Origin of the sequence: Acinetobacter sp. Tr-809 (assembly GCF_011753255.1) — a bacterium.
In the GTDB taxonomy this organism is placed as follows: domain Bacteria; phylum Pseudomonadota; class Gammaproteobacteria; order Pseudomonadales; family Moraxellaceae; genus Acinetobacter.
Genome location: NZ_VWVZ01000010.1, coordinates 1 through 15,325 on the forward strand (window position 1 = coordinate 1; position 15,325 = coordinate 15,325).

Here is a 15,325-nt window from a genome sequence, read left to right on the forward strand (position 1 = left end):
GAATCAGTGCGGGCAATCAAAAGATCACCAATGTTGCCAAAGGTGATGTGAATGCGACATCAACCGATGCGGTGAATGGCAGTCAATTGAATGAAGTTCAGCAAATTGCCAATAAGGGTTGGAATCTAACCACCAATAACAATGCGGCAAGTAAGAGCAATGTTGCACCTGACGGCACTGTAGATATCTCCAATGCAGACAACAACCTTGTGATTAGCAATCAAGGCAATAATGTTGATATTCGTCTCGCCAATCAGGTCACGATTGGTTCAGGGACAGGCAGTAACCCTGTAACGGTGAATGGTGTAACAGGTCGAATCAATGGTTTGACCAACACCACATGGGACCCGAACGCAACTTATAATAATAAACAGGCGGCGACTGAGGAGCAGTTAAAATCAGTGAGTGATGTTGCACAGAATGCCAACAAGGGCTGGAATGTAAAATCAGACAGTAACCTAGCCGCAACGCAAGTGAAGCCAACGGATACGGTAGATATTGGCTTAGCCACAGGTGAAAGCAATCTTAAATCGACTGCGGTGAATGATGGTAAAGGCACGACTACAATTGACTTTAGCTTAAGCCGAGACCTGAATATTGATACGGTCACTGCGGGGACAGGAACAAATAAAACCGTGTTGCGTCAGGCGGGTGTGAATATTGAAAATGGAACGACTCAAACGCAGCTTGAAGCAGGTAAAGTGGTTGTTAAAAATACAGCGAATACTCTGACTTTAGATGCAGGCAAAGGCACACTTGAAGGTCTAAGCAATAAAGATATTAGTAGTGCCGACTTCGCCACTCAAGGTCGTGCAGCGACAGAGGAGCAATTGAAACAAATCCAGACGGGTTTGACGGATACTGGTTTTGGTTTAACTGCGGCAGATGGTAATTCAGTACAGAAGAAACTGGGACAAACGGTCGATGTAGTTGGTGCCGATAGCAATATCACCACCAAGGTGGATCAAGGTAAGCTTGCCATAGAGTTATCCAAAGACTTAGCAGTGAATAGCGTCAACGCAGCAGGCACATTGATCAATAGCAATGGTCTCAGCTTTGTAGATGGCAGTGGTAATGCGATCGCAAACAGCCCAAGTATCAGCAAGAATGGAATTAGTGCGGGCAATCAAAAGATCACCAATGTGGCCAAAGGTGATGTGAATGCGACTTCGACTGAGGCAGTGAATGGTAGTCAATTATTTGCAGTTGGCGATGGAGTGAAAAACATCATTGGTGGCACAACTACTTATGATCCAAATACAGGCACATTTATCAATAACAATATTGGGAACACTGGTGAAAGTACCATCCATGATGCGATTAAATCAGTCAATAATACTGTGCAAACAGTGAGTAAAGGTTGGAACTTAACCACCAATGGGCAAAACTCAAGCCAAGTAAAACCAACAGATACCGTTGATTTTGCAAATAAAGATGGAAATATCAAAGTCAATAATACGGGGAATAACGTCACAGTTGATTTGGCGAAAGATATTAAAGTCGATAGTGTCCAAGCTGGAAATACCATGCTTAATAATAATGGTCTAACCATTAAAGATGGGCCAAGTGTCACTCAGAACGGAATTGATGCGGGTAATAAAAAAATCACCAACGTTGCAGAGGGTAGCATTGCTAAAAATAGTAAAGATGCTGTGAATGGCAGTCAATTGCATGACATGTTGGGGGATGGGGCTTTTGTTGGTGGTGATGGAAATACCATTACCAATATTGGCGGGACAGGTGCGACCAATATCAATGATGCGATTAGTTCAATTAACCAAAAAGCGGGACAGCATTCTACAGTCGTTGCAGGTCAGAATATGACGGTCACACAAACTACAAATAGTTCAGGTGGTAAAGAGTTCAAAGTTGCAACAAATGATGATGTCACTTTTAAAACAGTCACTTCTCAGAAAGTAACTGCGGATAATGTAACAGTAGGTGATGTTCAGATTACTAAAGCAGGGATTAATGCAGGTAATAAAGTCATTAGCAATGTTGCAGATGGAGCAGTCAATAGCACCTCAAAAGAAGCAGTGAATGGCTCGCAATTGAATACATCGAACCAATATATTACCAAATCACTTGGTGGTGGTGCGAAGTATGAAAATGGCAAATTTACTGAACCGACCTACAATGTAAATAATGGTTCTTATAACAACGTGGGAGATGCGCTAGGTGCATTGAATCAAGCCAATATTAATATGGGTAATCAAATTAATAACTTGGGTGATCGAATCGAGCAAGTCTTCTATGAAACCAATGGGCGTATCGACAATTTAGAGGAAAAAATGTCTGCTGGTATCGCTGCAAATGCGGCATTAGAACAAGCCCCATATGTAGCTGGTAAAGTCACCTTAGCCGTTGGTGCTGGTTATTATAATAATCAGAATGCTGTTGGTGTGACCTTAAGAAAAACAGCAGATAATGGTCGTTGGTCACTCACTAGTGGTGCTGCACTTGGCAGTCAAGGTGGGGCATTGGTTCGTGTTGGCGTAAGCACAGTGCTTGATTAAAATAATGAAAAAAGGGAGAGCTGGGCTCTCCCAACATAAATTTATAATAATTTGGAGTAAGAAATGAGAAAAAATACATTATTGATGATCAGCGTGTTGGTGATAGGGTTTTCTTCATTCCACGTACAAGCCGATGATATGAAACAGGTTCAGCAGGGTGAAGTTACTTTCCCTAATGTAGATAAAAGCTATCTAAAGCAAGTGAAGCGCTATGAATATGACAGCGTTGCTCGTTTAGATACAGGTTTAACCAAAGATCAAATCCGTCATTTATTGGGAAATCCACAATTTAGTGAAGGGATTTTTGCGGTTAAAACATGGAATTATGTACTTGATATCCGTATTCCCAAAACACAAAAATATCAACGTTGTCAGCTAAGAGTTGATTTTGATAAACAATATATTGCGGAAAAACTTTTCTGGAAAGGAGAAGCATGTGAAGGTTTGATTGCGTGGGGGGAGAATAATCAATTACCTGAAAAACCTGTCGTTGCTCCAGTATCTGCAACGAAGGCAGCCAGTATATTCTTTGCTTTTGATCGCTTTGATGAAACAGCGATTGAGACGGGTACAACCTCGATTGCTGAGATTGCTCAAAGAATAAAAGCAGAAAGTTCAAATACACCGATTATTGTCGCAGGCTTTACCGATCCTTTGGGTAAGTTCGCCTACAACTATCGTTTATCTTCACAACGTGCCAATACGGTTGCAAAGTTATTGGTTGCTCAAGGTATTGATGAAAATCGTATTCAAATACAGGCCAATAGCAAAACCGATGTATATCAGCAATGTACAGGTGATCAGCATAATCAACAATTGATCGGCTGTCTTGCACCCAATCGACGTGTCAATGTGAGTTGGTAATCATTGGTCTGATTAAAGCAATCAGCTCGACTCCTGTTTACACACAGAGACACAAAACATAATGATCGTTAAAAACTTTAATGTTCATTTAAGCAAGGGTGGTTAATTTAAAGATACGGACATAAGCCGTAGCAGCAATACACCTTTCGCCACATTTCCAGATGTGGCTTTTTTTTGTCTGATTAAATGATTTGGCGTAAATCGCGAGCTGTTTCTTGTAGCAAAGGTAAAATATGGGCAATTAAATAATCCTTGGTGGTACGCATGGTTGGAGACACGATATTTAAGGCCGCAACAACGGCTGCATTGGAATCATAAATCGGTACAGCCACAGCATGCACTCCTAATTCATGTTCTTCACAGGAATAACACCAATCTTGTTCTTTAATTTCATGCAGTAATTCTAAAAATAAATCAGTTTCGGTATGGGTATATTTGGTTAGACGTTTTAACGGGTATTTTTCTAACCATCGCTTTTGTTGTTCAGGTGTTAAATGTGCCAGCAGAATTTTGCCAGCAGAGGTGGCATGGGCAGGGAGTCGATTACCTAAATGTAAGCCATAAGGATTGACCCGATCGGTCTGTTGGTGAGCTGCACTACGGGCAATGGTAATCGCTTCATAACCATCTAAAACCATCACCGAATAAATCAACGAGGTTTGATTGGTTAAAAGATTTAATAAAGGCTGACATATTTTTGGAAGTGTGGAACCATCCAGATAAGCCCCAGAAAATTTAAGAATCTTGGGTGATAGATAATAATAATGCCCATCAAAATCTAAATAGCCTAAGTATTCTAAAGTGAGTAAATGGCGTCGTGCAGCCGCGCGGGTCATGCCCGTTTTTTCAGCGGCGGTACTCATATTTAAGCGATGCCGTTCGGGGCCAAAGCATTCCAAAATTGCTAAGCCTTTCGCGATTCCTGCAATAAAGTCTTCATGCCGAATGGTCTTTTTATTTTCGTTATGATGAATCAAACGGGGATTCTTTTCCTGATCATTTTCCATAATTTAGACATCCTTGCTAAAACGGGTTCTTTATAAAAACATTCTAAGCGAAAGATGACTATTTTACTTGGATAATGTTCGATGATCGAACATAAAAAATAATCATCGAACAAAATGCACTTCAAAGTCTAGAAGTGAGCGCAGAATTTATCAAGAATGAATAGAAGAAATCCGAACAAAGCACTCGACTTAATTTCATCGGCTTTCAGGATGAAAATACGAGTGATGCATCGTACAGGAAGTAGGCAGATGATTGATAAAAGTACCCTCACATTGACTGAGGCACTGTCACAGATCAAGGATGGCGCAACCATCATGATTGGTGGCTTTGGCACCGCAGGACAACCCGCTGAACTGATTGACGGATTGATCGAACTTGGCATCAAAGACCTTGTCATCGTCAATAATAATGCAGGCAATGGCGATTATGGCTTGGCCAAGCTGCTTAAAACAGGTGCAGTACGCAAAATTATCTGTTCCTTCCCGCGTCAGTCGGATTCATGGGTTTTCGATGAACTCTATCGTGCTGGCAAGATTGAATTGGAACTGGTACCACAAGGCAATTTGGCTTGTCGTATTCAAGCTGCTGGTATGGGCCTCGGTGCAGTCTTTACTCCAACTGGCTTTGGTACTTTATTGGCAGAAGGCAAAGAAACCCGTCATATCGAGGGTAAAGACTATGTGCTTGAATATCCGATCAAAGCGGACTTCGCTTTAATCAAAGCTCATCAGGGCGATCGCTGGGGCAATCTGGTTTATAACAAATCTGCACGTAATTTTGGCCCAATCATGGCCATGGCTGCGGATGTCACTATTGCTCAAGTCTCTGAACTGGTCGAACTGGGTCAGCTTGATCCTGAACACATCATTACCCCTGGGATTTTTGTACAGCATGTGGTCGCTGTCGATGCAGCCAATGGTACAGGAGCATAAACATGAGCTATCAAAAATTAAGCCGTGACCAAATTGCTGAACGTGTGGCGCAAGATATTCCCGATGGTGCTTATGTCAATTTAGGCATTGGCCTACCAACCAAGATTTCCAATTATCTTCCTGCCGATAAAGATGTGTTCTTACATTCTGAAAATGGCTTGCTGGCATTCGGTCCACCGCCTGCCAAAGGTGAAGAAGATCCTGAACTGATCAATGCAGGTAAAGAGTATGTGACCATGCTGACTGGTGGCAGCTTTTTCCATCATGGTGATTCCTTTGCCATGATGCGTGGCGGGCATTTGGATATTGCGGTATTGGGTGCTTTCCAAGTGGCAGCCAATGGTGATCTGGCCAATTGGCATACCGGTGCAGCAGATGCGATTCCTGCGGTGGGTGGTGCGATGGATTTAGCGGTAGGTGCCAAGAAAGTATTTATCACCACCGATCACAACACCAAGCAAGGTGAACCCAAGATTGTTGAAACGCTTTCATATCCAGCAACAGGGTTGAAATGTGTCGATCGTATTTATACCGACCTGTGTGTGATTGATGTGACCACAGAAGGTTTAAAAGTGATTGAGAAAGTGGATGGTCTGAGCTTTGATGAGTTACAGGCATTGACGGGTGCTCAATTGATTGATGCGACACCAGCTTAAGGATTGAAATCCCCCTAAATCCCCCTTTGTTAAGGGGGACTTCATCTAAACAATAGAGTGAGGTCTCCCTCCTTTTAAAAGGGAGGAGTTCCCCTCTTTGTAAAGAGGGGCTAGGGGAGATTTTAAAGGATAAAAATTAACAAAAATCCTTTGTTACTCAGACACAACCTCCCTGTTGTGCTGAGTAACGAGGCGGCATCCGTGCCGCTGCCGCGAAATATCGACGGAGAATGGCTGAAAGGCCCGAAGTAAAGGACAAGATTTAAAATGAAAAACGCTTATATCATCGATGCCATCCGTACCCCATTCGGTCGTTATGCCGGTGGTCTTGCACCTGTACGTGCTGATGATTTGGGAGCAATTCCAATTCAAGCCTTGATGCAACGCAATCCAAAAGTAGATTGGCAACAAGTGGATGATGTGATCTATGGCTGTGCCAATCAGGCAGGTGAAGACAATCGCAATGTTGGACGTATGTCAGCACTATTGGCAGGTTTACCTTATCAAGTGCCTGCTACCACAGTGAACCGTTTATGTGGTTCATCTTTAGATGCCATTGCGATGGCGGCACGTGCGATTAAAGCCAATGAAGCTGATTTGATTATTGCAGGTGGTGTTGAAAGCATGAGCCGTGCGCCCTATGTGATGGGTAAATCAGATAGCGCGTTTGGCCGTAGTCAAAAGATTGAAGACACCACCATGGGCTGGCGTTTTATCAATCCAAAACTCAAAGAGCTGTATGGTGTGGATACCATGCCACAAACCGCGGAAAACGTGGCGGAACAATTCAACATTAATCGTGCCGATCAAGATCAATTTGCGCTTAACAGCCAACAACGTACGGCAACTGCACAAGCCAATGGCTTCTTTAAAAATGAAATCGTGCCTGTCAGCATTCCACAGCGTAAGGGTGATGCAGTTGTGGTGGATACCGATGAGCATCCACGTGCCTCAACGACGTTAGATGCACTGAGCAAACTCAAAGGTGTGGTCAAAGCGGATGGTACGGTGACCGCAGGTAATGCTTCTGGGATTAATGATGGTGCAGCAGCGTTGCTAATCGCTTCTGATGAAGCGGTAGAAAAATACCAGCTCAAGCCACGGGCCAAAATTATTGCGGCAACCACAGTGGGTATTGAACCCTGCATTATGGGTTTTGCACCTGCACCTGCGATCAAGAAACTACTTAAACAAGCCAATCTCTCTTTAGCGCAGATGGATGTGATTGAGTTAAACGAGGCTTTTGCCGCACAAGCTTTGGCAGTTACTCGTGATTTAGGTTTGGCAGATGATGATGCCCGCATCAATCCGAATGGTGGTGCAATTGCCTTGGGTCATCCTTTAGGTGCTTCAGGTGCGCGTCTAGTCACCACCGCATTGAATCAACTTGAACAGATCAAAGGTCAATATGCCTTGTGTTCGATGTGTATTGGTGTTGGTCAAGGCATTGCACTGATTATTGAACGTGTTGAGTGAGGTCTGCTATGAGCCAGTTATACGCCAGCTTATTTTACCAGCCTAAAGTCACTGCCATTTTTAGTGATCAAGCTTTATTGAGTTATATGATTCAAGCCGAAGTGACTTTAGCCAAAGCTCAGGCACAGGTTAATGTGATTCCTAGCTCAGCCGCAAGCATCATTGAACAGGTCGGACACAATGCTGTAGCACAAATCGATATAGATACGTTGGCTACAGCAGCAGGAATGGCAGGTAATGTGGCGATTCCATTAGTAAAACAATTCACCGCTTTGGTGAAACAGCATGATGAAGACGCTTCACGCTATGTGCATTGGGGTGCGACCAGTCAAGACATCATTGATACAGCAACGATTTTGCAGTGTCGTGATGCCTTAACATTGATTGAACAGCAAGTGCAACAGGCCTATCGAATTTCCTTAAAGCAAGCTCAGCAATATCGTGATCAAGTCATGATTGGACGGACGTGGTTACAACAAGCTTTGCCGATTACTTTGGGACATAAGTTTGCACGTTGGGCGGCAGCTTTGAAACGTGATCTTGATCGTCTACAGGCAATGAAAACTCGCGTATTGACTGCACAGCTCGGTGGTGCAGTAGGTTCATTGGCGTCTTTACAAGATCAAGGTGCAGCGGTGGTTGAAGCTTTTGCAGCACAACTCAAGTTAACAGCGCCTGAATGTACATGGCATGGTGAACGCGACCGTATGGTTGAGCTTGCCAGTACGCTTGCTTTGATTGTTGGAAATGTTGGCAAGATGGCAAAAGACTGGTCATTACTGATGCAAACCGAAATCGCAGAAGTTTTTGAACCAGCAGCAAAAGGGCGTGGTGGTTCATCGACCATGCCGCATAAGCGTAATCCTGTGGCAGCAGCTTCAATTCTTGCCGCAGCCAATCGTGTACCTGCCTTAATGGCGAGCGTCTATCAAAGTATGGTGCAAGAGCATGAACGTGCTTTGGGCGCTTGGCATGCAGAATGGCTGGCAATCCCAGAAATTTTTCAGTTATGTGCAGGTGCTTTAGAACGTAGTTGCGATGTGCTTGAGCACATGCAAGTTAATGCAGACGCGATGCAACGTAATCTTGAATGTACACAGGGTTTAATCATGGCAGAAGCTGTGATGATGGCACTTGCGCCCAAGATTGGTCGTTTAGATGCACACCATTTGGTTGAGCAAGCATGTCAGCAAGCAGTTGCTCAACAGCAGCATTTAAAAACTATCTTGTCAGTGATGCATGAAGTTAGCACTCATTTTAATGATCAGGCATTGGATGAATTGTTCATGCCAGCATCTTACCTTGGCAATATTCAAGCCCAAATTGATGCCGTACTACAAGCAGCACAAGGAGAGTAAGTGCATGATAACGCATATCAATAATCGTCAAGGACATCCACTTGCAGTTCAAGTGCAAGGGCTAAAAGATGCGCCAGTCATCATGTTCTCCAACTCTTTGGGAACCGATCATGGCATGTGGCAGGCACAAGTTGCAGCTTTGGCTGATCATTATCAAATTATTAGCTATGACACACGTGGGCATGGTGCAAGCGCAGTCATTGCCAATAGCACCCTGCAAAATCTGGCAGAAGATGTGGTTGATATCCTAGATGCCTTAGCCATTGAAAAAGTTCATTTCTGTGGCATTTCAATGGGCGGGATTACCGCATTGGCTTTAGCGATCTATCATGCCGAACGTTTTAACAGTATTAGCGTGGCGAACTCAGCTGCAAAAATTGGTACTGCCGAAGCGTGGAATACCCGTGCAGAGAGTGTTGAACAAAACGGTTTGGCTGAAATTGTAAAGACCACGCATACACGTTGGTTTAGTGAACATTTTGATTATGCGCATGATGTTTTAGCGCAAAAGACCATTCAAAGTCTTGCAGTGACACCTGCACAAGGTTATGCCAATGCATGTCGTGCTTTAGCTGATGCAGATGTTCGAGATCAACTGCATCAAATTCAGATTCCAACGTTAATTATTGCAGGGCAGTACGATCCTGTCACAACGGTTCAAGATGCAGAGTTTATGCATCAACTCATTACAACCAGTCAGCTTGAAATCTTGGCAGCGTCGCATCTATCCAATATTGAACAGCCACAAGTGTTCAATCAGACATTGTCCAAGTTTATTCAAAACATATAACCATAAGGGTTAGAAAGGAATTCGCCTACAAGGAGGCAACTATGGCACAGGAATTTGCTGCCCAAAAAAACAGTATGGATGCACAGGCACTGATTAATGAGGCACCTGTGAGCAAGTATCAATGGATGATCGCAATTATTTGTTTTCTCATTGTATTTGTCGATGGAATCGATACTGCAGCAATGGGTTTTATTGCACCTGCTTTGGCTCAGGATTGGGGCATTGATCGCTCACAACTCGGACCAGTAATGAGTGCTGCACTCGGTGGCATGATCATTGGAGCATTGGTTTCAGGACCAACAGCAGATCGGTTTGGACGAAAAATTGTTTTAACCATCTCCATGTTGATTTTTGGTGGTTTTACCTTGGCTTCGGCTTATGCGCCAGACCTAAACAGTTTGGTGGTATTGCGCTTTTTAACGGGTATTGGTTTAGGCGCAGCGATGCCAAATGCAACCACCTTGTTTTCAGAATATTGCCCGCAACGAAGTCGCTCTTTATTGGTGACTTGTATGTTCTGTGGTTACAACTTAGGTATGGCTACTGGTGGTTTTATCAGTAGTTGGCTGATTCCGACTTATGGTTGGCATAGTCTGTTTTTGTTGGGTGGATGGACACCATTAATTTTGATGGTGTTGGTGATTTTCTTATTACCTGAGTCTTATCGCTTCCTGATCGTGAAAGGTCAAGACCCTGCAAAAGTCCGCAAAATTTTAAGTCATATTGCACCTGAAAAAGTTCAAACAGTTGAGCATTTTCATATTCCAGAAGAACAGTCTGCTGTTGCAGAAAAGAAAAATGTGTTTGGCATGCTGTTCTCCAAACAATATGCCAAAGGCACAGTTTTATTATGGTCGACCTATTTTATGGGGTTGGTGGTGATTTATTTGCTGACCAGTTGGTTACCAACCTTGATGCGTGAAACGGGTGCAACCATGGAGCGTGCAGCGTTTATCGGCGGATTGTTCCAGTTTGGTGGTGTACTCAGTGCCTTGTTCATTGGTTGGGCAATGGATCGCTTTAATCCAAATCGCATCATTTCGGGCTTCTATTTTATTGCTGGTTTATTTGCAGTTGCTGTTGGGCAAAGCTTGAGCAATCCAACTTTATTGGCTGTTTTGGTGCTTTGTGCAGGGATTGCCATTAATGGTGCGCAATCGTCTATGCCAGCCTTAAGTGCGCGCTTCTATCCAACCCAATGTCGTGCAACTGGTATTGCATGGATGACAGGAATTGGTCGTTTTGGTGCCGTGTTCGGTGCATGGATTGGTGCCGTGTTATTGGGCAATGACTGGTCATTTACCGCCATTCTCAGTTTATTGATGATTCCTGCTACGGCAGCGGCCATCGCAATTTTTGTTAAATCGCTAGTTGCTCATACCGATGCAACCTAAGGCTCATATTTTCAAGATGAGGAGCAACGTTCATGAATGATGAACAACGTTATCAACAAGGACTGAAAGTCCGTACCGAAGTGTTGGGTGAAAAACATGTCGGCCGCTCTTTAGCGAACCTCAATGATTTCAATCAGGATTTCCAGAACTTTATTAGTCGTTTTGCTTGGGGCGAAGTGTGGTCACGTGAAGGCTTGCCACGTCATACTCGTAGTTTGGTCACCATTGCCATCTTATTGGCGTTGGGGCGAGAAGATGAACTCAGAATGCATTTGCGTGCTTGCTTCAACAATGGTGTCACCAAGGACGAGCTGAAAGAACTGATTTTGCATAGTTCTTTATATGCAGGTTTGCCAGCAGCTAATGCAGCCATGCATATGGCCGAAGAAGTTTTTAAAGAACTTGGCATTGACGTGCAGCCCGTTGCAGCACAACCACAGGATTAAGGAGACAGGCATGTTAAAGCATACATTAGGTGCATACCCACAACGTAATACCGATGATCATCCGCCAGCATATACACCTGGTTATAAGACCAGTGTATTACGCTCGCCAAAGAATGCATTGATCTCAATTAATGAAACTTTGACTGAAGTCACTTCACCGCATTTTTCACCAAATATTTTTGGCCCTAAAGATAATGACCTGATCCTGAACTATGCCAAAGAAGGTCTACCTGTGGGTGAACGTATCATTGTGCATGGTTATGTGCGTGATCAGTTTGGCCGACCTGTGAAAAATGCTTTATTAGAAGTGTGGCAGGCCAATGCATCAGGTCGTTATCGTCATCCAAATGACAAATTTATTGGTGCGATGGATCCTAACTTTGGTGGCTGTGGTCGCACCTTAACCGATGAAAATGGTTTCTATATTTTCCGTACCATCAAACCAGGTCCTTATCCGTGGCGTAACCGAATTAATGAATGGCGTCCAGCGCATATTCATTTTTCCTTGATCGCAGATGGTTGGGCACAGCGCTTAATTTCGCAGTTCTATTTTGAAGGCGATACCTTGATTGATACTTGCCCGATTTTAAAAACCATTCCATCTGAAGATCAGCGTCGTGCCTTGATTGCATTGGAAGATAAAAACAATTTCATTGAAGCAGATAGCCGTTGTTATCGCTTTGATATTCATCTTCGTGGTCGTCGTGCGACTTATTTTGAAAATGATTTGACTTAAGGGAGACCAACAATGAATGCATGGAATTTTCAGGAATTGAAGGAAACCCCATCACAAACGGGTGGTCCTTATGTTCATATTGGCTTATTACCGCAACAAGCCAATATCGAAGTGTTTGAGCATAATTTCAATCACCAGTTAGTCAATGAGCAAACGCAAGGGCAACGGATTCGTCTGGAAGGTCAAGTGTTTGACGGACTGGGTTTGCCACTAAGAGATGTATTGCTGGAAATCTGGCAAGCAGATGCCAATGGGGTTTATCCAAGTCAGGCTGACACGCAGGGCAAAACAGCCGATCCACATTTTCTGGGCTGGGGCCGTACAGGAGCCAATTTTGAAACAGGCTTCTGGAGTTTTAATACGGTAAAACCAGGCGCTGTTGCAGGCCGTAAAGGTTCAATTCAAGCACCGCATATTGCTGTCGCAGTGTTTGCCCGCGGTATCAATATTGGTTTGCATACCCGTATTTATTTTGAAGATGAAGTGGATGCCAATGCCAACGATCCTGTTTTAAACAGTATTGAATGGGCAGTACGTCGTCAGACTTTAATCGCCAAACGCAGTGAAGTGGATGATGAAGTGGTTTATCGCTTTGACATTCGTATTCAGGGCGATGATGAAACGGTGTTCTTTGATATTTAGACATTCCTTTAAATATCTTCCTTTCAAATATGGACTGATTATGGAATCACTTAGATCCTGAAATTGAAAATACTCCTCACTTTTGATGGGTGAGGAGAGATTAAAAATGAGATGAGAACTCGGCAAGACTTCGTAGAGTTGCAAAAAATTTATTAAGGACGATACAAATGAAAATGAAAACACTGGCAGCGTTAATGCTGCTGGTCACCCCTTTATTTACGGTTCAAATGACCCAAGCTCAAGTGAATTTGTCAAATTCAGTTGAATTAGCTGAACTGGCAAAGTTGCCTGTCAAAACCATTGTACCAATCACAGCCAAAACCAAAGAGCAGGCAATTGCTCAGGCAAAAGTGATTGCAGCGAATGCCGATGCAGATCTCGCGGAGTTTCGGATTGATTTACTGAGCTTTGCCAGTGATACAACGCAAGTGATTGCCTTGGGACATGAATTAAAACAGATTCTAGGTACTAAGCCGATGATTGCCACCATTCGTACTCATAACGAAGGTGGGCAATTGACCATTAGCGATGCAAATTATGGCAAGACCTATCAAGCGTATTTACAGCAGCCATTTATGGACATGCTCGATGTGGAAATGTTCCGTGATCAGCACATTGTGAAGAATACCGTCAAATTGGCACATGCGAAAAAAGTGCTGATTGTGATGTCGAATCATGATTTTCAAAAAACACCATCTGAGGCCGAAATCATCAAGCGCTTACTTAAACAGGATGAGTTAGGCGCCGATATTCTTAAAATTGCAGTGATGCCGCAAAGCAAACAGGATGTATTCACCTTAATGAATGCGACTTTAAAAGTGAGTCAGCAATCTAAAAAGCCATTACTCACCATGTCCATGGGGAAACTCGGGACGATTTCTCGAATTGCCACAGCAAATATGGGTGGCAGCTTTAGTTTTGGCATGATTGGTGAAGCATCAGCGCCAGGGCAGATTGATGTAACTCAACTAAAACAGTTTTTAAAAACGGTTCAACCAACACAATAATTTAAAAAGGATTTTTTAAACATGAAATCAATTTATGTACGTTTAAGTACTTTAGCCATCGCTATGGCAGTTTCGGGTTGGGCAGCAGCAGAAACTTATATCGTAGATCGTTATCAAGATGATACGGATAAAGGCGCTTTACGTTGGGCAATTCAGCAAGCCAATAGTAAACCGACAGAAGCCAGTGAGATCCTCATTCAAGCGGTAGGCAAAGCACCTTATGCAATTAAGGTGAATAGTCCATTACCTGAAATTAAAGCACCTGTAAAAATCATTGGGACGCAATGGGCGAAAACAGGTGAATTTATTGCGGTCGATGGATCAAATTATATTAAAGGCACTGGGGTTGAAGCTTGCCCAGGTGCAGTCGAAGGACAATTCGGGACCAATGTTCGGACTACGACTTTGCCGGGCATCGTATTACGCGACATCAATGGGGTCACCATCCAAGGCTTGGAAATTCGTCATTTCTGTATTGGGATCTTGATGAACCGTGCCAGCAATAACTTGATTCAAAACAACCGCATTATGCATAACTACGGTGGTGCAGGGGTGATGTTGACAGGTGATGATGGCAAGGGCAATCCAACAGCGACCACCACCAATAACAACAAAGTATTGAACAACTATTTTCAGGACAATGGTGATGGTCTTGAGCTGACTCGTGGTGCAGCATTTAACTTGGTCGCCAATAACCATTTTATTTCAACGGCAGCAAATCCTGAACCTTCACAAGGGATTGAAATCTTGTGGGGCAATGACAATGCAGTTGTCGGCAATAAATTTGAAAACTATTCAGATGGCTTACAGATCAACTGGGGCAAGCGAAACTACATTGCCTATAACGAACTGACCAATAATTCCAATGGTTTTAACCTGACCGGTGATGGCAATATTTTTGACAGCAATAAAGTACATGGCAACCGGGTGGGAATCGCGATCCGTTCTGAAAAAGATGCCAATGCCCACATTACCCTGACCAAAAACTTAATCTGGAATAACGGCAAAGACATTAAACGTTGTGAGGCAGGTGGAAGTTGTGTACCGAATCAACGCGTCGGCGCGATTATCTTTGATATTCCAGGATTAGAGCATGCACATTTTGTAGGTTCACGTGGTCATGGCGTCAAAATTGATCCTGCCAACTTGCAAAAAACCTGCAACACATCCGATGAGCAAGGTTGTAATGCTCAACCGAACCAGAATATTCAGGCACCGAAATTAACCTTGTCTAAAGGACAAATTACCGCTGAGGTCAAAGCGCAACCGAATCAGCGTTATCAGGTCGAGTTTTTTGGCAACACATCGGCAAATTCAAATGAAGCCGAGTTTTATTTAGGTTCAGCGGTTGCTGCAACCAATGCACAAGGAACGGCAACGCTGACTTGGAAACCAACAACCCAAGTGGCTTCAGTGACCGCAACGCTCACTGACCGTGTAGGTGCAACTTCTGAACTCAGTTCAGCTGTAAAACTGAAATAAACGGCAAGGAGGCCGAAT

General features: G+C 43.5%; 14 protein-coding genes. 13 read left to right on the plus strand and 1 reads right to left on the minus strand.

What is annotated here, in order from left to right; genetic code table 11:
• A partial coding sequence (locus tag F3J02_RS17560; protein WP_171526175.1) for a YadA-like family protein occupies positions 1–2,516 on the plus strand: 2,516 nt, incomplete at its 5' end.
• 63 nt (positions 2,517–2,579) lie between these two features.
• Positions 2,580–3,380 carry a trimeric autotransporter adhesin/peptidogylcan-associated protein TpgA gene (tpgA, locus tag F3J02_RS17565; protein WP_167251359.1) on the plus strand — a complete coding sequence of 267 codons (801 nt, stop codon included), beginning with the start codon at positions 2,580–2,582 and terminating at the stop codon, positions 3,378–3,380.
• 182 nt (positions 3,381–3,562) lie between these two features.
• On the opposite strand, the gene pcaU is transcribed toward tpgA, so the two are convergent.
• Complete coding sequence (gene pcaU, locus F3J02_RS17570; protein ID WP_005312897.1) at positions 3,563–4,387, minus strand: IclR family transcriptional regulator PcaU; 825 nt, start codon at positions 4,385–4,387, stop codon at positions 3,563–3,565.
• Between the two features lie 249 nt (positions 4,388–4,636).
• On the opposite strand from pcaU, the gene F3J02_RS17575 reads away from it, so the two are divergent.
• The 11 genes from F3J02_RS17575 to F3J02_RS17625 all read left to right on the plus strand — a co-directional run bounded on the left by F3J02_RS17575 (position 4,637) and on the right by F3J02_RS17625 (position 15,307).
• Positions 4,637–5,320: a 3-oxoacid CoA-transferase subunit A gene (locus tag F3J02_RS17575; RefSeq protein WP_167251361.1), complete on the plus strand. Its 684-nt coding sequence runs from the start codon at positions 4,637–4,639 to the stop codon at positions 5,318–5,320.
• A 2-nt stretch (positions 5,321–5,322) separates the two neighbouring features.
• Positions 5,323–5,976: a 3-oxoacid CoA-transferase subunit B gene (locus tag F3J02_RS17580; protein WP_167251363.1), complete on the plus strand. Its 654-nt coding sequence runs from the start codon at positions 5,323–5,325 to the stop codon at positions 5,974–5,976.
• Between the two features lie 267 nt (positions 5,977–6,243).
• Positions 6,244–7,452, plus strand: coding sequence for a 3-oxoadipyl-CoA thiolase (pcaF, locus tag F3J02_RS17585; RefSeq protein WP_167251365.1), 1,209 nt, complete (start codon positions 6,244–6,246; stop codon positions 7,450–7,452).
• Positions 7,453–7,460: 8 nt separating this feature from the next.
• Positions 7,461–8,810: a 3-carboxy-cis,cis-muconate cycloisomerase gene (gene pcaB, locus F3J02_RS17590; RefSeq protein WP_167251367.1), complete on the plus strand. Its 1,350-nt coding sequence runs from the start codon at positions 7,461–7,463 to the stop codon at positions 8,808–8,810.
• A 4-nt stretch (positions 8,811–8,814) separates the two neighbouring features.
• Entirely contained in the window at positions 8,815–9,600 is a 786-nt protein-coding gene (gene pcaD / locus F3J02_RS17595) for a 3-oxoadipate enol-lactonase (protein WP_167251369.1), read from the plus strand.
• Positions 9,601–9,641: 41 nt separating this feature from the next.
• Complete coding sequence (locus F3J02_RS17600; protein WP_065342297.1) at positions 9,642–10,994, plus strand: MFS transporter; 1,353 nt, start codon at positions 9,642–9,644, stop codon at positions 10,992–10,994.
• A 32-nt stretch (positions 10,995–11,026) separates the two neighbouring features.
• The gene (gene pcaC, locus F3J02_RS17605; RefSeq protein WP_004772813.1) at positions 11,027–11,440 is read left to right on the plus strand and encodes a 4-carboxymuconolactone decarboxylase; all 414 of its coding nucleotides are present in this window, start codon (positions 11,027–11,029) and stop codon (positions 11,438–11,440) included.
• Between the two features lie 10 nt (positions 11,441–11,450).
• Entirely contained in the window at positions 11,451–12,176 is a 726-nt protein-coding gene (pcaH, locus tag F3J02_RS17610; RefSeq protein ID WP_167251371.1) for a protocatechuate 3,4-dioxygenase subunit beta, read from the plus strand.
• Positions 12,177–12,188: 12 nt separating this feature from the next.
• The gene (pcaG, locus tag F3J02_RS17615; protein ID WP_167251373.1) at positions 12,189–12,818 is read left to right on the plus strand and encodes a protocatechuate 3,4-dioxygenase subunit alpha; all 630 of its coding nucleotides are present in this window, start codon (positions 12,189–12,191) and stop codon (positions 12,816–12,818) included.
• A gap of 167 nt (positions 12,819–12,985) precedes the next feature.
• Positions 12,986–13,825, plus strand: coding sequence for a type I 3-dehydroquinate dehydratase (gene aroD / locus F3J02_RS17620; RefSeq protein WP_167251375.1), 840 nt, complete (start codon positions 12,986–12,988; stop codon positions 13,823–13,825).
• A gap of 21 nt (positions 13,826–13,846) precedes the next feature.
• A complete protein-coding gene (locus F3J02_RS17625; protein ID WP_167251377.1) occupies positions 13,847–15,307 on the plus strand; it encodes a right-handed parallel beta-helix repeat-containing protein in 1,461 nt (486 codons plus the stop codon).
• The last annotated feature ends 18 nt before the right edge of the window (positions 15,308–15,325 follow it).